This window comes from Demequina sp., assembly GCF_016278765.1.
Lineage (GTDB): Bacteria > Actinomycetota > Actinomycetes > Actinomycetales > Demequinaceae > Demequina.
In genome coordinates, this window is the sequence record NZ_JADQBE010000023.1 from 1 (window position 1) to 20,903 (window position 20,903).

Here is a 20,903-nt window from a genome sequence, read left to right on the forward strand (position 1 = left end):
CATGTGCCCAGCATCAAGCCAAAACCCCGCTCAACATTGGAGACACGCCCTAGTCGTCGACCGGAAACTGCTCGAGCGGCGGCTGATTGCGCTCCGACAACAACTCGGACACCAGGAACGCCATCTCGAGTGACTGCTCGTGATTGAGCCGAGGGTCCACCTTGGTCTCGTAGCGTCGGGCCAGCCCCTCGTCGTCGATCTCGGCGGTTCCGCCCATGACCTCGGTGACGTCGTCGCCCGTGAGTTCCACGTGCAGCCCGCCGGGAACGGTGTCGAGCGCGCGATGCACCTCGAAGAAGCCCTTGACCTCGTCGAGGATCGTCTCGAACCGGCGGGTCTTGAAGCCTGACTCCGAGGTGAAAGTGTTGCCGTGCATCGGGTCGGTGAGCCACGTGACGCTCGCACCCGCATCACGCACCCCCGCCACAATTCCCGGCAGCACGTCGCGCACCCGGTCCGCCCCCATGCGCGCCACAAACGTGATGCGACCTGGGATGTTGTCGGGGTTGAGCCGCTCGGCAAGCGCCACGGCATCGGCCGCCGTGCTCCTGGGGCCCAGCTTGACGCCGATGGGGTTGTGAATCTTGGACATGAACTCGACGTGCGCTCCACCCAACTCGCGCGTACGTTCGCCGATCCACAGGAAGTGGGCCGAGCAGTCGTACGCCAGTCCGGAGCGTGAGTCGATGCGCGTGAGAGCCCGCTCATAGTCCAGCAGCAATGCCTCGTGACTGGAGAAGAACTCCACCGTCTTGAGTGCCTCAAAGTCGCCGCCGGCGGCCTCCATGAAGCGCACGGCCCGGTCGATCTCCCCCGCCACCTTGTCGTACGCGGCGTAGGCACGATTTCCCGCGAAGCCGCGGTTCCACTGATGGACGCGGCGCAGGTCCGCGAAGCCACCCGTGGTGAAGGCCCGGATCAGATTCAGGGTGGATGCGGACACGTGGTACGCGTCCACGAGCCGCTCCGGGTTGGGAATTCGGGAGTCCCGCTCAAACGACGAGTGGTTGACGATGTCACCCCGGTAGGCCGGCAGCGTCACGCCATCCCTGGTCTCGGAGTCGGACGAGCGCGGCTTGGCATACTGGCCCGCCATTCGGCCAATTTTCACGACGGGCGTCGACGCTCCGTAGGTGAGGATGACGGCCATCTGCAGGATCGTCTTGATCTTGTTGCGAATCCGGTCTGCGGTCGCCTCGGCGAACGTCTCGGCGCAGTCCCCGCCCTGCAACACAAACGCGTCGCCCCGGCCTGCCGCCGCGAGGTGGCCGCGCAACACGTCGGCCTCGCCGGCGAAGACGAGGGGCGGCACCTTCTTGAGACGATCTACTGCGCGCTGCAGCGCCTCGGCATCGGGCCAGTGGGGTTGCTGCCTGGCCTCGCACGTCAGGTAGCTGTCGACCCCCGCCGCGACGAGCTTCTCGTCGGCGGTCGTCATGACTGCCCGATATCGGCCAACAGATCGATGTACCAAGGCGTGGACGTGTCGAAAGGCTTGTGACCGGCGATACGCGGGAACTCAATGCACTTGAGGCGACCGCCGTCCTCCTCGTCGTGTCCCACCACGCCGGGCTCACCGCGAAGGGCGCACTCCACCGCAAAATCGGTCATCGACTTGATGAGCCGGAGGTCTTCGACGTTGGCACGGGCGGACCGAGAGAAATAGCCGGACTTCTGCACCATGACCTTTTCGGCGCCGATGCGGTCGGCGAATTGCTGAGCGAACCAGTTTCCCGGGTTGATGGTGTCCAGCTTGACGTGACCGAAGGGGTCCCTCTCAACCGTGCCGTCCACCTCCTCGATCTCCTTGATGATCTCGGGCACGCCTGCGCCCTCCGACAGGAAGATGTTGACGTTGCCCACCGAGTCCATGACGGTCTTGAGGCGCGCGGCTTCCGCGTCGAGATCGATCGACCGCTCGGGAACGTACACGGCGTGAATGTCCCAACGCTCGCGCGACAGGCCGATGTCGGGCACCCACTCGAGGGTGTCGAGCCACTCGCGGTACTTCAGCGACGCGGCCGCCGTCAGCCAGCCGCACGCACGGCCCATGACCTCGTGCACAATCAGCATGCGGGGGGACGAACGGTGCTCGCCAATCACGTTCTGCGCAAAGATGGACGCTTGATCGGCCGCGCTCCATGCACCAAGGCTCTGGCGGATCGGGACGATGTCGTTGTCGATCGTCTTGGGCAGGCCCACCACCGTGAGCGGGTAGTCGTGCTCCTCCAAGTACTTGGCGAGGTCGGCCGCGGCCGTGTTGGTGTCGTCGCCACCAATGGTGTGGAGCACGTCGACGCCGTCCTTGCGCAACTGTTCCGCGGCGACCGCGAGCGGGTTCTCGCCTTCCTTGACCAGCCCGCGCCTGACGCAGTCCTCGACGTTGGTGAACTTGACGCGCGAGTTTCCAATGGGCGAGCCACCGAATCCGTGCAACACGCCAGCCTTCTCGCGTACCGCGTCCGTGACAACGACCGACGTCCCCGTGAGCAGACCCCAGTACCCGTGCTGATAGGCGATGATCTCGACCTCGGGTGCTACCTCGGTGTAACGACCAATAAGGCCGCCAACGGCTGAGGACAAGCAGGGGGCGAAGCCTCCGGCGGTGAGCAACGCGACACGGCGAACGGACATGCGACAGGCCTTTCAGATGAGGTTTTCCCGCTCATTCTAGGGGTGGGGTGATTGCTCCGGCGAGACGCAGGTCCCGTGGGGCGCGTTCGACGCGAGCGGTCAGGATTGGCGGCCTTCCGCCTCTCTTTCGGCGATGGCCAGTTCACGCTTGTACTGAGCGGAGTCTCGGTCTGCGTATTCCTGGCCGGACATGTCGCGGATCGCTTCCATGACGGTGTCGGTGAGTTCGCGTAGCGCTTCCCGGTCTTCTTGGCGGCCGCGATACGCATTGATGTGAATGGGGGTGCCGATGCGGACGCCGATGTCTTCTCTGGACGGCACCTTTTGGCCGATCGGCTGCGCCACATCGGTGCCGATCATGGCCACGGGAATGATCGGAACGCCCGCCTCGATCGCGAGGCGTGCCACTCCCGTCTTGCCGCGGTAGAGGCGCCCGTCGAGGCTGCGCGTGCCCTCGGGATAGATCCCCAGCAGTTCCCCACTGTCCAGCACCTGCATGCCGGTGCGCAACGCCGCCTCCGAGGCCTTGCCTCCACCACGATGGACGGGAATCGTGCCGACGCCCTGCATGAACGCCCGGGTTGCCGCTCCCTTCACTCCCTTGCCGGTGAAGTAGTCGGACTTCCCCAGGAAGACCACCTTGCGCTTGAGTACGAGCGGCAGGAAGACGGAATCGGAAAACGACAGGTGGTTCGACGCCAGGATGGCGCCTCCGTGCTCCGGAACGTTCTCAGCACCCTCGACCCAGGGGTGGTAGTACACCTTCAGCCCGGGGCCGAGCAGCACGTGCTTGAACAATGTGTAATACATGGGTCTCCTCGAGTTCAGGCTACCGGGGCGTCATGCCGAGCGGAACCGCTTCCCGAGCAAGCGCCGCAGCTCCCACGATTCCGGCGTCGTTTGCCATGTCGGCAGCAAGGATCGCCGGCACTGGACGATGACCGCGGGCGGTCAAGTGCTCGGCGAAGGCTTCCCGAGCGGGTTCGAGCATCAGGTCGCCAGCCGCGATGACTCCGCCGCCGATGACAAACACCTCGGGGTCAACAACCGCTGCAACTTGTGCGCAGCCTTCGCCGATCCATCGGCCAAGGTCCGCCAGCAGTTCGATCCCCAGCTCGTCCCCGTCCATTGCCGCGGCCGTCACGTCAGGTCCGGTGATGGCGTTGGGTTTCCCTCCAGCACGCTCGATGAGTCCGGCGGCGCGCACGGAGCGATCATTGGCCGCCCTGCGCGCCTCGCGGGTGAGTGCAGAGCCGGACGCGTACTGCTCCCAGCAACCCTTCTGCCCACATCCGCAGGGCTGACCGTCGGGAACCATGCGCAAGTGGCCCAGTTCCGCGGCAAAGCCGTAGGCGCCGCGCACGAGTTCACCCTCGACCACGAGCGCAGAACCGAGCCCCGTGCCGATCGTGATCATCACCATCGTGCCCGTTCCCCGGCCCGCGCCGTGCACGAACTCCGCCCAACCCGCGGCGTTCGCGTCGTTCTCCACGACAACGGTGACGTCATCGCGTCCCAACAGCGCCCGCACGTTGTCACCCAACGGGTAGTCACGCCACGCGATATTGGGTGCGAAATTCATGTGGTTGCGGTCCGAGCTGGCGAACCCTGCGGCCGCGAGGCCTACCGCGCGCACGTCGTACTCCGCCGACAATTCCGTCACGGCGTCCGCAATGGCCGCATCGATGCTTGAGGGATCTTGAGGTCTCGTAGGGCGGCGCACCTTGGTCAGGATGGTGCCTGTGCTGTCGACCACGCCGACAGCGATCTTCGTTCCGCCAATGTCGACACCCACAGCGTCCACGTCAGTCCCCTTCAGATGTATGTCATGCGACCTCACCGAGGGTATCGTGAGCGCAACCGATCACCTTGCCAACGGAGTCAAAATGATTGATGCACCGACGCCCGCACCCAACATCATGGCGCTCGTCACCGAATCGTGGTCTGTCCGCGCAGACAAAGTAGTCATGCGCTACACCGACCCCGAAGACCAGTGGATTGACGTCACCGGTGGGCAGGCGCGCGCCCACGTCGACGCGGTCGCCAAGGGTCTCATCGCACGGGGTATCGGCCTGGGCGACACGGTGGGAATCATGTGTCGCACGCGCTTCGAATGGACGGTCCTCGATTTCGCCATATGGTCCGCCGGCGCCATTCCCGTGCCGGTGTACGACACGTCGTCCGCTTCCCAGATCGACTGGATTACGTCCGACGCCAACATCACCACACTGTTTGTCGAGACCGACGCCCACGCCGAACTGGCGCGGACGGTCGCGTCCGACCCCGAATCGCCGCTGACCGCGATTGAGGTCATTGATCGGGGCGCGATCGACTCGCTCATGGCAGAAGGAGCGGGAGTTTCGGACGCCGAACTGGAGTCGCGTCGCAGCGCGGCCACATCCGACGATCTTGCGACCATCATTTACACGTCGGGAACCACGGGTCGACCGAAAGGCGTCCGCCTGACGCATGGCAACTACACCGTTCACATCGCTGGAATCCACGAGGAGTTGAGGGACGTCCTGTTCGAGGACGGCGCCTCGACGGTGATGTTCCTGACCTTGGCTCACTCGCTCGCCCGGCTCGTGGAGGTCGCGCTCGTGGCGGCGGGCACCGTGATGGGCTTCTGCCCGGACTCGTCCAAGTTGGTGGCCTATATGGGCACGTTCAAGCCCACCCTGATCGTGGCTGTGCCGCGCGTGTTCGAGAAGGTGTACACCTCGGCGGAGCAGAAGGCTGCCGCAGGTGGCAAGGTCAAGATCTTCCGGTGGGCCGCCAGGCAGGCGATCGACTACTCCAAGGCCCTCGACTCGCCGCAAGGGCCCTCCACCATGCTCACACTTCGGCACCGCCTGGCACACGCCTTGGTGCTCAAGAAGATCATGGCCGTGCTTGGCGGCAACAGCCACTGGGCCATTTCCGGCTCTGCTCCGCTCGGTGAACGGCTCGGTCATTTCTATCGCGGACTTGGGTTGGTGGTGCTCGAGGGCTATGGACTCACCGAGAACAACGCGGCGTCCCACGTCAATCGTCCCGAGCGGTCGAAGATCGGCACGGTCGGACGGCCCCTGCCCGGGATCGAGGTCAAGATCGCCGATGATGGCGAGATTCTGCTGCGTGGCCCTTCGCTGTTCTCGCAATATCACCGCAACCCCGAGGCAACGGCCGCGTCTTTCCACGACGGCTGGTTCATGACCGGCGACATCGGAATCGAGGACGAAGACGGCTACCTCACCATCACCGGTCGCAAGAAGGAGATCATCGTCACTGCGGGCGGCAAGAACGTCGCTCCCGCCATGCTTGAAGACCGCCTGAGGGCGTACCCCCTGATCTCCCAGTGCGTTGTGGTGGGCGACGGCAAGCCGTTCATCGCCGCGCTCGTCACGCTCGACACCGAGGCCCTCCCTCGATGGCTCAAGGCCAAGGGCCTGCCCGAACTGACGACTGCCGAGGCGGCCGCAGACCCGACGGTGCGCGAGCACATCGACAAGGCGGTCGAGCGGGCCAACAGAGCCGTCTCACGCGCCGAGTCAATCCGCAAGTACGAGGTGGTGCTTGAGGACTTCACGATCGCGAACGGCTACCTGACGCCGTCCCTCAAGGTAGTGCGCTCCCGGGTGCTCGCGGACTACCAGGAGCGCATCGAAAACCTCTACGCCACCACAAAGCCCTAGCTGGCGCGTTCATCCCGCACAAGGCGCAGTGGCGGCAGCAGCCCGCCCTGCGACATGGCGGTGATGGCCGCCGCTTGGTCGTCATCCACCTCGATGGTGTGGGGACGGCGCGTGATCGTGAGAAAGGACACCACGCAGTCGCCGCACGCCGGGCCGCGTGCCGTGCACTCATCACATTCGATCAACATGACTCCCACGCTAGGCGCGACCTCTGACATCTGGGCGTCCGGGGACAACGTCCACATGTCTCACCCCTGACGTAGCGTCACCCACATGACCGCCGACGCGCCCGACATCAGCCGCCATCTTGACGGCGTGCAAGTGGGGCTCGACCAGATCGGTGAGCCCCTGCACTCCACCACGTTTGTGGTGGTGGACCTCGAGACCACGGGCGGCTCCCCTGCCTCGAGCGCCATCACCGAGATCGGTGCGGTGAAGACGCGCGGAGGCGAGGTCATTGGCGAGTTCCAGACCCTCGTGGATCCTGGTATGCCCATTCCTCCCATGATCGTGGCGCTCACGGGAATCACCGATGCCATGCTCGTCGCCGCTCCCACCATCGGACAGGTCCTTCCCAGCTTTCTCGAGTTCTTGGGCGACGCCGTGCTGGTTGCACACAACGCTCCCTTCGACGTCGGCTTCCTGAAGGCCGCATGTCGGCAACAGGACTACCCGTGGCCGGGCAATGAGGTGGTGGACACCGTCACCCTGGCCCGCCGGGCCACCACCAAAGAGGAGGCCCCTAACAAGAAACTCTCCACGCTTGCTCGCGCGTTCGGAACCGTCGTGACGCCGAACCACCGGGCGCTCGACGACGCCCGTGCGACGTCGGAAATCCTGCACCACATGCTGGAGCGGTTGGCCCGGTTTGGGATCACGCACCGCGAAGACCTGGATGCCCTGCGCAACCCAGTGCCGGAGAAGTTGCGCAAGAAGGCAACGATGGCCGACAAGGTGCCCGCGCAACCGGGCGTCTATATCTTCAGGGGGCCTCAGGGTGAACGCCTGTACGTGGGGACCTCAAAGAACTTGCGGTCTCGGGTCAAGACCTACTTTACTCGTGGCGAGAAGCGCCGTCAGATTCGCGAGATGCTCGAGCTCGCCGTGGGCGTAGACGCGTACGTATGCGCGACGGAACTCGAAGCCAGGGTGGTCGAGGTGAGAATGATCGATCGCTACCGGCCGCGCTACAACCGGCGTTCTGCACGTCCCGAACGGACGGCCTGGATCGGTTTGACCGATGAGCGCTACCCGCGCCTGCGCGTCACCCGGTCCGCATCCGGCGGCGGCGCGCTCGTGGGGCCGATGCGCGGCGCTGGCGAGTCTCAGACTGCGATCGAAGCTCTTCAGCTCGCCTTGGGAGTGCGCACGTGCACGACTCGTCTCACGATCGTGCCCCGGGCGGGCGCCCGCGCGTGCCTGCTGAAAGACCTCGGCCAGTGTGCCGCGCCCTGCGTGGGGGGCGCGGACTCGGGGTACGACGCCACGGTCCGCGCGGCGACGCGGGCGTTGCAGGGTGACCCGTCGCCGGTGGTCGACGTGCTCGCAGCTGCCATTGAAGAACACGTGGTCACGCTCGATTTCGAGCGCGCCGCCGAGCTGAGAGATGGAATCTCCGCTCTCGTCGACGGGTCGATGAGGTCTCAGCGCCTGCAGGCGTTACGCGGCGTCCGCTTGGTGGCCGTCCGGCGCGCGGGGAACGGATTCGACGTGATCTCCGTGGTGGACGGCGTGCTTGCAGGGTCGGCCCATGTTTCACAGGGCGTGTGGGCGGCGTGCGCTCGGCTGCGCGACAACTGGGACGAGGCGCCGGCCGATGCTCTGGTCGAGGAGCGCGAGATGCTTGCTCGCTGGCTCGAGTCGGACGGCGCGCGACTCGTGTTTATCGAGGGCGAGTGGAGCAGTCCCGCCATGGGTGCCGCCAGGCATGCCCACTGGGTCAGCGCACGCAACCTCGACCGCCTCAGTGTCGGGCAACTTCCGCGCTAGCAGCAGGCCCGCGCGTCACGATTGCGTGGCTTTGGCCCATCTCTGGAGCGTCGCGTCCGCAGCGCCGGAATCGATGGCATGAGCCGCAGCGACCATTGCCGAGCGCATCCGCGTGATCAGGTCGCCACCGCCGGTTCCGGGCAGGGTACCGTCCGCTGCGATCGCCAGCGCGGCATTGGCAATCACGGTCTCGCGCACCGGCCCACTCGCCCCCGACAACACAGAACGCACCACCGCGGCGTTCTCGTCGGCCTCGCCGCCCCGCAACGCCGACACCGGGATCGGATGCAGGCCCAGGTCTTTCGCAGCGTCGATCACCGATTCGGTCACCACGCCGTCATGCACTTCCCACACCCGGGTAGCAGCCGTCGCCGCCAACTCGTCCAAGCCGTCCTCGTTGCGGAACACCATGCCGTGACGGCCGCGCATGGCAAGGACGTTCGCCATCACGGGGGCAAGGGCCGCGGAGGACGCCCCGATCGCGCTCACCATGGGCTGTGCCGGGTTGGTGAGAGGGCCAAGCACGTTGAAGATCGTGGGGATACCCAACTCCTTACGCACCGGGCCGGCGAACCGCATGGCCGGGTGGAACTTGATAGCGAAGCAGAAGGTGATGCCCACCTCTTCGACCACCTCGGCCACGCGCTGCGGCTCAAGGTCGAGGTTGACGCCCAATGCGGCGAGAACATCGGAGGCCCCGGTTGTGGAGGACGCGGCGCGGCTGCCGTGCTTGACCACCCGCAACCCTGCGCCTGCGATCACCAGCGACGCCATCGTCGAGATATTGACGGTGTTTGCCTTGTCTCCGCCGGTACCCACGATGTCGACGCAGCGACCGGGGATGTACAGTGGGGCCGCATGGGCGAGCATCGCCCCGACCATGCCGTTCACCTCTGGGGCCGTGGCTCCCTTCGTCTGCATGCCCATGAGGAACGCGCCCAACTGCGCATCGGTGGCTCGCCCGTTGAACACCTCGTCGAGCATCCAGGCCGTGTCCGCCGCGGCGAGGTCCTCGTCACAGGACAAACGCATCAGGATGTCGGGCCACGTTGCCATGAAGATTCCTTCGGTGGAGCGTCGATGGGGTGGTGAGACTCAAGAACTAGCGGGTGCGGGCGCGAAGAACGCGTCCACCGCATCCTTCACCACGAACGGGTCCAACGGGTGCGCCACGGCCGCGTCGGCTTCCGACCAGGTGGCGAGCCAGGCATCGCCGATGCGGCCCACCAGCAGCAGGATGGGCGGGCAGACAAACAGCTCGTGCTTCAACTGTCGCGCGATGCCCATGCCGCCAGACTTGGCGGCCTCGCCGTCGAGGATCACCAGGTCGAAGTCGTTCGCGTCCGCCTGCATCACGGTTCCCTCGTGAGTGGCGGTCTCAGTCCATGCGACGGGCCTGCCCCACGACGTCGGGCCCACCGCGAGTTTCACCTTGTCACGCACCGTGACGTCGTCGCTGTAGAGCAAGATGCTGAGGGGCTTTACTGCCGGGGTTTCGCCGTCGTGGCGAACAGTGATGTCATTCATGCGGTCCATTCTGGCATGACGCGCGGCGGTGATGTCCGCTCTGCGCTGTGGTGCCACGCCGAACCCGGGACCTTTGCTCGCGCAAACGCCGAAGACAGGCATAATGAACGCATGTCCCACGCACCAGCGGCGATGCCCTCCCCGATCCACGCTACGCGCCCTAATCGAGTAGCTGTAGGGACCATAGTCTGGCTTAGTTCCGAACTCATGTTCTTTGCAGGCCTTTTTGCGATGTACTTCACGTTGCGAGGAGAGGCCCCTGGCGAGTGGGCCGCCCACACGCCTCAGTTGAACGTGCCGTTCGCTTTGCTCAATACTTCGGTCCTGGTGGCTTCATCCTTCACCGCCCAAGCGGGCGTCTGGGCCGCGGAACGCTACCAACGACGACGCACGGGCCCGCTGTGGAATTTCCGTGCGTGGGGCACGCACGAGTGGTTTGTCACCACGTACATCATGGGCTCGTTCTTCATCGCCGGTCAGGTGTTTGAGTACTCGGAGCTCGTGCACGAGGGCCTCACCATTTCGTCATCGCCCTATGGTTCGGCCTTCTATCTGGCCACCGGCTTCCACGGCCTCCACGTGCTGGGCGGTTTGATCGCCATGCTGTTCGTGTTGGGCAGGTCGTTTGTGGCCAAGAAGTTCGGCACGCTCGAAGCGACCACCACCATCGTCGTGTCGTACTACTGGCACTTTGTTGACGTGGTGTGGGTCGCGCTGTTCCTTGTCATCTACGGTCTGAAATAGGGGGAACGCGATGCGAGCTGTTGCCGTGAAGCGCCACCACCGCGCGGCGCCCTTCATCTTGATGTTCGTCCTGCTTGCGGGACTCACCATGGCTGCCTCATTCGCGCAGCCCAGCCCCGCCGAAGCCGCGACCGCCACGGCGGACGATATCGGCGAGGGGCAGAAGCTTTTCGCCGCCAACTGTGCGACGTGCCACGGCCTCGGCGCGCAAGGCCAAGATGGCGTCGCCCCCTCGCTCATCGGTGTGGGCGCTGCCGCCGTCGACTTCCAGGTGGGCACCGGCCGCATGCCGATGCAGGCCTCGGGGCCGCAGGCCATCGCCAAGGACGTCCAATTCAACGATCAGCAGATCTCCCAACTGGCGGCCTACGTCGCCTCACTCGGCCCGGGCCCGTCGGTCCCCGACGCGGAGGCGGTCGACCCGGCGCGTGGAGATCCCGCTCAGGGCATGGCTCTCTTCCGCACCAACTGCGCCATGTGTCACGGGTCTGTAGGCGGCGGAGGCGCACTCTCGCAGGGAAAGTACGCCCCCCCGCTGTGGCAGACCACACCCACCCACATCTACGAGGCCATGCTTGTAGGCCCGCAATCGATGCCCGTGTTCAACGAGTCGAACATCACGCCCGAAGACAAGCGCGACATGATCGCGTTCCTCGCAGAACAGCGCGATGGGGCAGCTGGCGGCCTTGCGCTTGGGACCATCGGCCCAGTGGCTGAGGGGCTGTGGGCGTGGCTCTTGGGAATGGGGCTCATCGTGGGCTTTACCGTCTGGATTGGAGTGCGTTCCTCATGAGCACCGACAACGTGACGCAAGAAGACGGCGCTGTCGAGGGAACGTTTGCCGATCCGGGCGTTCCCGAGGACCACCGACCGCGCCGAGCCGACGTGGCCCCCAAGGCAGCGAAGCGTGCCGAGCGTCAGGTTGCCGCGATGTTCGGCATCTCTGTGCTCGGCACCGCGATCGCGATCTGGGCCTACGTCACCGCGGACGGCGGCGGCGGCGACATCGGTTCGGTGCGATACACCACGATGTTCATGGGCCTCGGCATATTCCTGGCCATGATTGGCATCGGCACCGGCGCCATTCACTGGGCCAAGACGCTCATGCGCGACCACGACATGGTCGAGGAGCGCCACGCCACACGTTCGTCCGACGAGGCGCGAGCCGGAGCCGTTGACAACCTCAAGGAGGGCGCGAAGGACTCCGGAATTGGCGTCGGCCGTCGCGGCCTGCTCAAGGGCTCCCTGGTGACGGCTCTGGCGATCGCCCCCCTCTCCGTGCTGGTGCCTGCCGTGGGGAACCTCGGCGGCGACTGGAATGTCTCGAAGTTTCGCCACACCATGTGGGCCAAGGGCGTGCGGTTGGCGAAGGACCCCGACGGCACGCTCATCAAGGCGTCCGACGTCACCATCGGCTCCGTCTTCCACGTCATCCCCGACGGCCTCAACGAGCTTGAGGAACACAAGCTCGAAGAGAAGGCCAAAGCGGTGGTTTTGCTCATCAGGATGGACCCCAAGAACCTCAAGTTGCGGCCCGGCCGCGAGGACTGGTCCTTTGACGGCATCGTCGCGTACTCGAAGATCTGTACTCACGTGGGCTGCCCCGTCGCGCTGTACGAGCAGCAGACCCATCACCTCCTGTGCCCGTGCCACCAGTCGACGTTCGACGTGGCCGACGGCGCCAAGGTGATCTTTGGGCCCGCGAAGCGGCCGCTGCCGCAGTTACCCATCGCCGTGGACGATGAGGGCTACATCGTCGCCAAGGATGACTTCAACGAGCCGATCGGCCCGAGCTACTGGGAGCGCCTCAAGTGACCGACGTGAACACCGCACCCTCAGACAGCCGTCTCAACCGCGCCGCGGGAGCCACCGCCAACTACGTCGATGAGCGCACCTCAATTGGCGCCTTCGTCAAGTTCATGGCGCGCAAACTCTTCCCCGACCACTGGTCGTTCATGCTGGGCGAGATCGCCCTGTATTCCTTTGTGGTGCTCCTCCTCTCAGGCGTGATCCTGACGGCCTTCTTTGTGCCGTCGATGGACCTCGTGCACTATGAGGGCGACTTCCCGCAGCTGCAGGGCACGGAGATGTCCCGGGCCTTCGAGTCGACGGTCCACATGTCGTTCGAGGTGCCTGGGGGCCTGCTGATGCGGCAGATCCACCACTGGGCCGCGCTGATCTTCACGGCGTCGATTGTGACGCACATGGCGCGCATCTTCTTCACCGGAGCCTTCCGTAAGCCCCGCGAACTCAACTGGCTGGTGGGCTTCACGCTCATGATCCTGTCGCTGGCGGCGGGCTTCACCGGTTACTCGCTTCCCGACGACGTTCTTTCCGGCAACGGCTTGCGCATCATCGACGGCGTCATCAAGTCGATCCCAGTCCTGGGCACCTACATTTCGTACGGGCTGTTCGGTGGCGAATTCCCAGGCGAAGTGCTCATTCCACGAATGTTCACGGCGCACATTCTGTTGATCCCTGGCCTGATTCTCGGCCTGATCGCACTACACCTCTTCCTGATCTTCCTGCACAAGCACACCCAGTACCCCGGAGGCGGCCGCACCGACAAGAACGTGGTGGGTCTGCCGCTCTTCCCCGTGTACACGGCCAAGGCCGGCGGGTTCTTCTTTGTGGTGTTCGGTGTGATCACCCTGTTGTCGGCCACCATCCAGATCAACCCGGTGTGGAACTACGGGCCGTACGACCCCTCCCCCGTCTCCGCGGGCACCCAGCCGGACTGGTACATGCTGTTCATCGACGGCGGCCTGCGCATCATGCCCGGCATGTTCGAGGTGGTCATCGGCGGCTACACGCTGGCGCTCAACGTCCTCATTCCGGCCGTGATCCTGCCCGGAGTGTTCTTTGGCGTGCTGGCCCTGTACCCATGGATCGAGGGCTGGGCCACCGGTGACCGTGGCGAAAAGCACGTGCTGGACCGCCCGCGCAACGCCCCGACACGCACCGCTCTCGGTGTCGCGATCATCACGTTCTACGTAGTGCTGGTGCTCGAAGGATCCAACGACATCGTGGCCACCCTGTTCAGACTGTCCATCAACGACCTCACCATCATGTTCCGCATCGTCGTGATGGTGTTGCCCATCCTGGCGTTTATCGTCACCAAGCGAATTGCGATCGGACTGCAGCGCAAGGACCGTGAACTGGTCCTGCACGGCCACGAGACCGGGCGCATCGTCCGGTTCGACAACGGCGAGTACATCGAGGTGCACGAGCCCCTCACGGAGCAGGAACGCTGGGTGCGCGTCTCGTACCACAACCTCAAGCCCCGCGAACTTGCGCCCGAGCTCAACGACCGCGGTGTCCGACGCAAGGGCTACCGGTGGGACCGTTTCAAGGCGGCCTGGTCGCGCTTCTACTTCGAGGACCGCGTCGAGCCGGTCACGCCCGCCGAGTTCAAGGCGGCTCAAGACCACCATGCTCACCAAGTGGAGCGCATGGCCGCCTCGGCAAAGACGGACGAACCGACGGCTGCCGAGCACTGATCCCCACGATGTCGAAGTGACGCGTGCACCCATCCGGTGCGCGCGTCACTTTTCTTTCCAGGGACGATGCCTTCCGGCTTGCTCGGTACGCTGGAACGTGGGCGTCAGGAATGGTGTCCCGGTCACACACGTTGACCTCATAGGTGGGCCCAGTCCCGGGGCCCCGACCCACACGTCTGCCCGGACCGACCGGGCACCGAAATGGAGGAAGAATGGCTGACTACACGCTGCCGGACCTCGACTACGACTACGGAGCACTCGCCCCGTCCATCGCGGGCGAAATCATGGAGCTTCACCACTCCAAGCACCACGCCGCATACGTGGCTGGCGCCAACACTGCCCTCGAGAAGATGGCCGAGGCGCGCGACGCCGACAACTTTGGCGCCATCGCTGGCCTTGAGAAGGCTCTCGCGTTCAATCTCGGCGGTCACACCAACCACTCGATCTTCTGGACCAACATGTCGCCAGACGGTGGCGACAAGCCCGTGGGAGCCCTCGCCACCGCGATCGACGAGAACTTCGGTTCGTTCGACAAGTTCGCGGCGCACTTCACCAACAACGCCATGACCATCATGGGCTCCGGCTGGTCGATCCTCGCTTGGGACACGATCGGCAAGAAGCTCATCATCGTGCAGTTGTACGACCAGCAGGGCAACGTCCCCATGGGACTCATCCCGCTACTCATGCTCGACATGTGGGAGCACGCGTTCTACCTTCAGTACAAGAACGTCAAGGCCGACTACGTCAAGGCGTGGTGGAATGTCGTGGACTGGGCGAACGTGGCCGACCGCTTCGCCAAGGCCTCGTCGACCACTGGTCTGCTCGTCTAGGCTTTCTGCATCGCAGAGACGGCCTCCCCCTTTCCGGGTTCGCCCGGTACGGCGTCTCCGCCGCCGAGGGCGGGTCTGCCAGATTCGGTGGGCCCGCCCTTGGTGCTTCTGTGGGCGGGTGGACACGGCCGACGCTGGGGTTGGTTGGGTGCGTGAACTCGCCTTGGTGGCACGCAATGAGGCCCGCCGCGGCGGCGGTCAGGCTTGATCCCCCGCGACGGGCCTCTTCGCGTGCTGTGGGGTGGGCCAAGGCACTCGTGCGCTGGCACCGGGTGCACTCAGACTGGCTTGGGCGTAGTGGTGATCCCTATGGGGCAACGCCTAGACACCGCCACTATCGAGGGAGCAACTCGTCAATACACCCCCGGGGGTGAGTGGTCGCGCGCCGTGGCGGTCCAGCGTCCTGTGTACTCTTCCGCAATCGCGCGCACGTCGCGCTCATGTTCCTCTCTCTTGCGCCTTCAGTTCGGTGGTGTCACGATGCGAGTGGCGGAACTGCGCAGAAACCGAAACTGAGGGGGGGACATGCGCATCTTCAGGAAAGCAAAACGCAACCGGGAAGAGACGGTCACGCTTCCCGATGGGCGTCAGATCACGCTAGAGCGAGACTGGTCCGAGTACACCATCGAGGAACTCGCGGCATGGGGCATCACTCCTGGGATAGGTGGGGGTGCAGCCGATGTCGTCAGGGTGATCCCGCGAGACCCGCGTTGGACTCGACGGGTCAGGCCGCTGAGGCTCAAGCGGCGCTAGCGGGCCCGCGGCTCTTTGAATTGTGTCGTGACACGCTCCGTCGGCGGCGCAGAGCCTCCGGCAGGCGCGCGCTTCAGACAAGCGACGCAACGGGACTCGCCTTCGCACCGCGTCGTGGGGTCACACGCAGGACTCCAAAGGGTGTGCCACTGTGCACCTGACGGGGTGCATTGACGGTAGGCCGGGTTGCCAACCTGGGTGAATCCCCCATGTCGTCAGGGGCTCCACCTCTGACGCACCTGCCTCGAACGAGCGATCACGAGCGCCACGAACGCCGCGCAGCACCCGGTGCCTGACGGCGGCAAAGGTGCGCCTCTGCATTCACGGCGTGTCGCGCGTCGGCATTTTGGCGTGTCACCTGGACGTTTCCCAAACTGCCCCGAACCGGACATCTTGCGTTTACCGGATCGGTGGGTGCCCCTCGCTATTTTCTAGTTGTCCCCTCCCGCACAACCTAAGGAAAGACACATGCACCAATCATTCTCCGCAGTAGGCATCGGCGTGGTGGCCCTTGGTGGCATCGCGTTCGCCAACCCCTACAACGGCCCCTGGGAGTACCAGCCCATTGAGGGTTCCGCGTACGGCCAGGCCTCGACCACGTGGGATGTTCCCTACATCGTTCCCGAGGGCTACCACCAGTGGATGGTCAAGGACGAAACCGTGCTGGACGTCTACCCAGGCGTGGACGACTTGCACGACATGAACACGCAGAATGAGGGCGGCCACCAGGCCGGCCGCTACATGTACAACACGTACGAGGTGAACTCCGGCGGCGCGATCGCGGTCACGAACCTCAAGACGGGCGAGGCCCAGATCCTGGCTCAGGACAGCGACTGGGGCTTCGACTGGAACCGCCTCGACGGCATCCGCTGGACGCCGTGGAACACACTGCTGATCACCGAGGAGACCGCCGGCGGCAAGGTGTACGAGGTGTTCCTCGAGAAGCACGACCCGACCAAGGTCACCGACATCGTCGAGCGTGGCGCCCTTGGAAGCCTGCGTCACGAGGGCATCGACGTGGGCCAGGACGGTTCCGTCTACGTGATCGATGAGTACAACGGCGGCTCGATCTTCCGCTTCGTACCCTCCGAGAAGGAAGACCTCTCGGCTGGCACGCTGTACGCGCTTAAGTTCACGGGCCTGACCGACGAGGAGCAGAAGTGGAGCTCCTCGACGTTCGACGACAAGGTGGGCGCATTCGAGTGGGTCACCCTTGACCAGGAGCTGGCGCAGGCCGACGGTGACGCCGCAGCCAACGCCGTCAACGCGACCGAGTTTGGTCGTCCCGAGGACCTGGAAATCATCGACAACACGCTCTACGTGGCCAACACGAGCGAGGACCGCGTCATCGCCGTGGACCTCGGCGCGCAGACCGTGTCGACGTTCGTCGAGGCCGGACTCAACGTCCCCGTTGAGGTTGCTGGCTCAGTGACGGGCTTCAACTCCCCCGACAACCTCGCGGAGGGCCCCGACGGCACCCTGTGGATCGTCGAGGACAACGACTACTCCGACATCTACCAGGCGACGATGGACGAGAACGGCGACGGCGCCGCCGACTCCGTCTCCCTGTTCGCGTCGCTCAAGGACGAGGGCGCCGAGACCACCGGCATCTACTTTGGCAAGGACCGCAAGGTCATGTACGTGACCGTGCAGCACCCTGACAAGGACCTGGCCGACGGCATCTGGGCGATATCCAAGAAGAACAAGTAGTCACGACGAACGGGGCGGGTCTTCCGGAAGCGGGAGGCCCGCCCTTGTCACGCCTGAGCTCAGCGTCGTCCTACCAGCGGGCCTCGACCACGAGCGGCGGCTTGTGGGAGACGTCGTACACGCGCAACCAGTCCGGGCGAACCACCACGACCTCGTAGCCCTCATAGCGCGACTTGGAACCAGGCACGAGACGCTCGAACTCATCGGCATAGCGCTCGGCCGATTCGCCGTCGGTGGCCACTGCTCGGCCTTCGAACTGAACCGAGACGGGACCCGCCGTGCCCGCGACCACTGCGACACGTCCGTTCGCCTTCAGGTTGGCTAGCTTGCGCGCCCAGGGGAGCACATTGAAGATGAGCGTGCCGTCGTCGAGCGCGGTGACGCCCACGAGCGCCGCCTCGGGCTCACCGTCTGGAGTCGCCGTCGCGACGATGGCGCGGCCCTCCTGGCGGACGAAATCGGCAATGCTGGCACAGTCTTGAGGATCGAGGCTCATGGGCTGAGGCTAGCGGCCCCGGGAGCGGGCGCCACGGGACGTGGGCCCACTCCGCGGGGCAGAAACCCGCGGCGGACCGGGACGGAGGCGCCTTGCACCCGGGAGCGTCGGGTGAGCACCGCCAATCGACATTCTCCTGAGCGTCCCCCGTTCACGCCGCGCAACGAATGTAGAACTGGCGGTGCCTACGCGACGCAGTGTCACGCCAACCCTGCCCACGCACCCGTGTCTGGCCCTCGAAATCGACTGGCCCCACGCAGAATCCCCGCATCGCAACACACCGCAGCCGCCCGGAATGCTTGGCGTGCCGCCCGTGACCGAAAACACCCACCGCACCCACCGTGCGGATGCGCACGACTTCATCGAGATGCACGGCGCACGCGACCACAACCTGCAGGACATCTCGCTGTCGATCCCCAGGCGCAGGATGACGGTGTTCACCGGCGTCTCAGGATCCGCTCAGTCGTCCCTCGTGTTCGGTGCGATCGTGGCAGAGTCGCAGCGCCTCATCAACGACACGTACAGCGCGTTCGTGCAGGGATTCACGCCGTCGCTGAGCCGTCCGGATGTGCACTCGCTCAGCGGGGTGAGCGCCGCCATCCTCGTCGATCAGGAGCGTATGGGCGCCAACTCGCGCTCCACCGTCGGCGACGGGGTCGGCGCGGTGAAGGCCCGGAAAGGCGCCTCGCCCAAGGCGCCCCCACGATTCCCGGATACACCGCGGACGCGTGTTATGTGCGCATCTTCACCGAATGCCCCGACTGCGGCGGCACCCGTTCAGCCGCGGCCGCGCGGTCGTCGCGCAGCGGCGGAGTCAACATCGCCGACGCATGTGCGAGGCAAATCTCCGACCTCGCCGAATGGGTGCGGGGCCTCTACCAGCCGACGATCGCTCACCTCCACACCGGGCTCCAGGAAAACCTTGATGCCTTGGTGCAGATTGGGGTCGGCCACCTGGGCCTCGACCACCGGGCGCAACTTCGGGCGTCGGCCAGGCCGGGCAAGGGCTTGCTGAAGATCCGCAGCGCCCGCCGGCACAACCTGCGCGGCATGGATGTAGACGTTCCGACGGGCATCCTCACCGTCGTGACGGGGGTGGCGGGCCCGGGAAGACTTCGCTGATCCACGAAGACTTGGGCGGCCGCGAAGGCGTCGTGATGGTGGACCAGGGGGCGATCAAGGGCTCCCGCCGCTCCAATCCCGCCACCTACACAGGCCTGCTCGACATCATCCGCAAGAACTTCGCCAAGGCCAACGGCGTCACACCTGCCCTCTTCAGTGCCAACTCGGAGGGTGCGTGCCCCGTGTGCAAGGGTGCTGGCCTCATCTTCACCGACCTCGGCCCCAAGGCCGCGGTGAGCACCGTGTGCGAAGCGTGCGAGGGCAAGCGCTTCACCGACGAGGCGCTCGCGTTCCGCTTGCGAGGTCAAGACATCCACGAGGTGCTGCAGATGCCGGTGACACAGGCCTTCGCGTTCTTCGCGGGAGGACCCGCCGCCCCAGTCTTGCGGCGCCTGAACGACATTGTCCCGCACCACATCGGCCTGGGGCAGGCGCTCAACACGCTCTCCGGCGGTGAGCGCCGGCGCCTCAAGCTCGCGACCCAGATGGCCACGCAGGGCACCACCGACCTCCTCGACGAGCCGACCACGGGCCTGCACCTGGCCGACGTCGACCACCACTTCGGGCTCCTCGACCGCCTGGTGGACGATGGCAACACGGTCATCGTGATCGAACATCACCAGGCGGTCGTGGTGCACACAGACTGGATCATCGACACTTCGGACCCGGTGCTGGCCACGACGGCGGAACGGCGGTGTTCGAGGGCACGGCGGCGGACATGGTGGCCAGCGCAGAGACCCTGACCGCTCAGCATCTCAAGGAGTATGTGGCGTAGGTTCCGCACCTCGCACGCAGGCACAACGAGCCATCTGCGGGCGTGCCATCATGGAAATCATGAAGGCAATCACCGCGTCCCACGCCGGCGGCCCCGAGGTCATGAGCCTGACCGACGTCCCAGAACCCCCTTGCCCCGCCGACAAGATCCGCGTGCGCGTCGAGGCCGCAGGGGTGAACTTCATCGACACTTATCGCCGCTCAGGCGTCTACAAGGTCGACTTCCCCATGATCCCCGGTAGCGAGGGCGCGGGCACAGTACTCGACGCGGGCGCCGACGTCACGTGGGCGAGGGAGGGCGACCGCGTCTCGTGGACCTCCACCTCGGCGTCGTACGCCGAGCAGGTCATTGTTGGCCAGAGCGACTGCTATTCCGTGCCCGAGGCCATCGCGTCGGATGTCGCAGCCGCGTCCATGCTGCAGGGCCTCACGGCCCATTACCTCGCCAACTCGTCGTTTGCCTTAACCGAGGGCCATACGGCACTTGTGCACGCGGGAGCGGGCGGGGTCGGCCTGCTGCTCACCCAGATGGCGGCGGCGCGCGGTGCTCGCGTCATCACGACCGTGTCGACGGCGGAGAAGGCCGAGCTCTCACGCCGCGCGGGAGCCGACGCCGTGATCCGCTATGACCAGTTCGCCGACCTCACCGCGGACCTCCCCCGGGTCGTGCGGGACCTCACCGAAGGTCGCGGCGTCAACGTCGTCTACGACGGCGTGGGCAAGACCACGTTCGACGCCTCGCTCGCCTCATTGGCCACTCGCGGCACGCTGGTGCTCTTTGGCGGCGCCTCAGGCCCGGTGCCCCCGTTCGACTTGCAACGACTCAACGCGGGCGGCTCGCTCAGCATCACGAGGCCCTCGCTGGGGCACTTCCTCCACACCACCGACGAACGGGCATGGCGTAGCGGGGAATTGTTCGAAGCCATCGTTGCCGGGACTCTGCGCGTGCGCATCGGCGCGAAGTTCCCGCTGGAAGACGCCGCCGACGCGCACCGCGCCCTTGAGGGACGCCGCACCACCGGCAAGGTCCTTCTCATCCCCTAGGCCGGACGCTCGCTCAGAACACCAATCCCCGCCTCATATGGCCCAAGGTCCCGGACTGTGTGCGGCGCTCCTTGAGACTATGGACCCAACTGCGGTCATTGCAGAC

18 protein-coding genes and 1 pseudogene are annotated in these 20,903 nt (G+C 65.4%); 11 read left to right on the plus strand and 8 right to left on the minus strand.

Translation table 11 applies throughout. From position 1 onward, the window contains the following. Positions 1-49 precede the first annotated feature (49 nt). The 4 genes from QZZ29_RS04595 to QZZ29_RS04610 all read right to left on the minus strand — a co-directional run bounded on the left by QZZ29_RS04595 (position 50) and on the right by QZZ29_RS04610 (position 4,438). A complete protein-coding gene (locus QZZ29_RS04595; RefSeq protein ID WP_291381746.1) occupies positions 50-1,438 on the minus strand; it encodes a class II 3-deoxy-7-phosphoheptulonate synthase in 1,389 nt (462 codons plus the stop codon). Beyond that, positions 1,435-2,634, minus strand: coding sequence for a pyrophosphate--fructose-6-phosphate 1-phosphotransferase (locus QZZ29_RS04600; RefSeq protein ID WP_291381748.1), 1,200 nt, complete (start codon positions 2,632-2,634; stop codon positions 1,435-1,437). Before QZZ29_RS04600 ends, QZZ29_RS04595 begins: the two co-directional genes overlap by 4 nt. Positions 2,635-2,733: 99 nt before the next feature. Continuing rightward, positions 2,734-3,444: a lysophospholipid acyltransferase family protein gene (locus QZZ29_RS04605; RefSeq protein ID WP_291381749.1), complete on the minus strand. Its 711-nt coding sequence runs from the start codon at positions 3,442-3,444 to the stop codon at positions 2,734-2,736. Positions 3,445-3,463: 19 nt separating this feature from the next. Next, positions 3,464-4,438: an ROK family glucokinase gene (locus QZZ29_RS04610; protein WP_291381750.1), complete on the minus strand. Its 975-nt coding sequence runs from the start codon at positions 4,436-4,438 to the stop codon at positions 3,464-3,466. An 82-nt stretch (positions 4,439-4,520) separates the two neighbouring features. Between QZZ29_RS04610 and QZZ29_RS04615 the strand changes: the two genes are divergently transcribed. Further along, positions 4,521-6,308 carry an AMP-dependent synthetase/ligase gene (locus QZZ29_RS04615; RefSeq protein WP_291381751.1) on the plus strand — a complete coding sequence of 596 codons (1,788 nt, stop codon included), beginning with the start codon at positions 4,521-4,523 and terminating at the stop codon, positions 6,306-6,308. On the opposite strand, the gene QZZ29_RS04620 is transcribed toward QZZ29_RS04615, so the two are convergent. Further along, complete coding sequence (locus QZZ29_RS04620; RefSeq protein ID WP_291381752.1) at positions 6,305-6,496, minus strand: hypothetical protein; 192 nt, start codon at positions 6,494-6,496, stop codon at positions 6,305-6,307. The genes QZZ29_RS04615 and QZZ29_RS04620 overlap by 4 nt on opposite strands. A gap of 85 nt (positions 6,497-6,581) precedes the next feature. On the opposite strand from QZZ29_RS04620, the gene QZZ29_RS04625 reads away from it, so the two are divergent. Beyond that, positions 6,582-8,297 (plus strand): DEDD exonuclease domain-containing protein, encoded by a 1,716-nt coding sequence (locus tag QZZ29_RS04625; protein WP_291381753.1) that lies wholly within the window; start codon positions 6,582-6,584, stop codon positions 8,295-8,297. A 15-nt stretch (positions 8,298-8,312) separates the two neighbouring features. On the opposite strand, the gene trpD is transcribed toward QZZ29_RS04625, so the two are convergent. After that, positions 8,313-9,353, minus strand: coding sequence for an anthranilate phosphoribosyltransferase (gene trpD / locus QZZ29_RS04630; protein WP_291381754.1), 1,041 nt, complete (start codon positions 9,351-9,353; stop codon positions 8,313-8,315). Between the two features lie 39 nt (positions 9,354-9,392). Next, positions 9,393-9,824, minus strand: coding sequence for a hypothetical protein (locus QZZ29_RS04635; RefSeq protein WP_291381755.1), 432 nt, complete (start codon positions 9,822-9,824; stop codon positions 9,393-9,395). Positions 9,825-9,935: 111 nt separating this feature from the next. On the opposite strand from QZZ29_RS04635, the gene QZZ29_RS04640 reads away from it, so the two are divergent. The 7 genes from QZZ29_RS04640 to QZZ29_RS04670 all read left to right on the plus strand — a co-directional run bounded on the left by QZZ29_RS04640 (position 9,936) and on the right by QZZ29_RS04670 (position 17,361). Then, positions 9,936-10,568 (plus strand): heme-copper oxidase subunit III, encoded by a 633-nt coding sequence (locus QZZ29_RS04640; RefSeq protein WP_291381756.1) that lies wholly within the window; start codon positions 9,936-9,938, stop codon positions 10,566-10,568. Positions 10,569-10,578: 10 nt separating this feature from the next. Further along, positions 10,579-11,361: a c-type cytochrome gene (locus QZZ29_RS04645; protein WP_291381757.1), complete on the plus strand. Its 783-nt coding sequence runs from the start codon at positions 10,579-10,581 to the stop codon at positions 11,359-11,361. Next, positions 11,358-12,383 carry a Rieske 2Fe-2S domain-containing protein gene (locus QZZ29_RS04650; protein ID WP_291381758.1) on the plus strand — a complete coding sequence of 342 codons (1,026 nt, stop codon included), beginning with the start codon at positions 11,358-11,360 and terminating at the stop codon, positions 12,381-12,383. Before QZZ29_RS04645 ends, QZZ29_RS04650 begins: the two co-directional genes overlap by 4 nt. Next, a complete protein-coding gene (locus QZZ29_RS04655; protein WP_291381759.1) occupies positions 12,380-14,068 on the plus strand; it encodes a cytochrome bc complex cytochrome b subunit in 1,689 nt (562 codons plus the stop codon). The genes QZZ29_RS04650 and QZZ29_RS04655 overlap by 4 nt, the downstream gene beginning before the upstream one ends. 212 nt (positions 14,069-14,280) lie before the next feature. Then, positions 14,281-14,898 (plus strand): superoxide dismutase, encoded by a 618-nt coding sequence (locus QZZ29_RS04660; RefSeq protein WP_291381760.1) that lies wholly within the window; start codon positions 14,281-14,283, stop codon positions 14,896-14,898. A 525-nt stretch (positions 14,899-15,423) separates the two neighbouring features. Beyond that, positions 15,424-15,651, plus strand: a complete 228-nt coding sequence (locus tag QZZ29_RS04665; protein ID WP_291381761.1) for a hypothetical protein — start codon at positions 15,424-15,426, stop codon at positions 15,649-15,651. A gap of 468 nt (positions 15,652-16,119) precedes the next feature. Continuing rightward, the gene (locus QZZ29_RS04670; protein ID WP_291381762.1) at positions 16,120-17,361 is read left to right on the plus strand and encodes an alkaline phosphatase PhoX; all 1,242 of its coding nucleotides are present in this window, start codon (positions 16,120-16,122) and stop codon (positions 17,359-17,361) included. A 70-nt stretch (positions 17,362-17,431) separates the two neighbouring features. Here the strand turns inward: QZZ29_RS04670 and QZZ29_RS04675 are convergent, their stop codons facing one another. Beyond that, a complete protein-coding gene (locus QZZ29_RS04675; protein ID WP_291381763.1) occupies positions 17,432-17,857 on the minus strand; it encodes a pyridoxamine 5'-phosphate oxidase family protein in 426 nt (141 codons plus the stop codon). Positions 17,858-18,152: 295 nt separating this feature from the next. On the opposite strand from QZZ29_RS04675, the pseudogene QZZ29_RS04680 reads away from it, so the two are divergent. Both QZZ29_RS04680 and QZZ29_RS04685 read left to right on the plus strand, forming a co-directional pair. Next, positions 18,153-19,754, plus strand: a pseudogene (locus QZZ29_RS04680) (hypothetical protein). A gap of 59 nt (positions 19,755-19,813) precedes the next feature. Further along, positions 19,814-20,797, plus strand: a complete 984-nt coding sequence (locus tag QZZ29_RS04685; protein WP_291381764.1) for a quinone oxidoreductase — start codon at positions 19,814-19,816, stop codon at positions 20,795-20,797. Positions 20,798-20,903 lie beyond the last annotated feature (106 nt).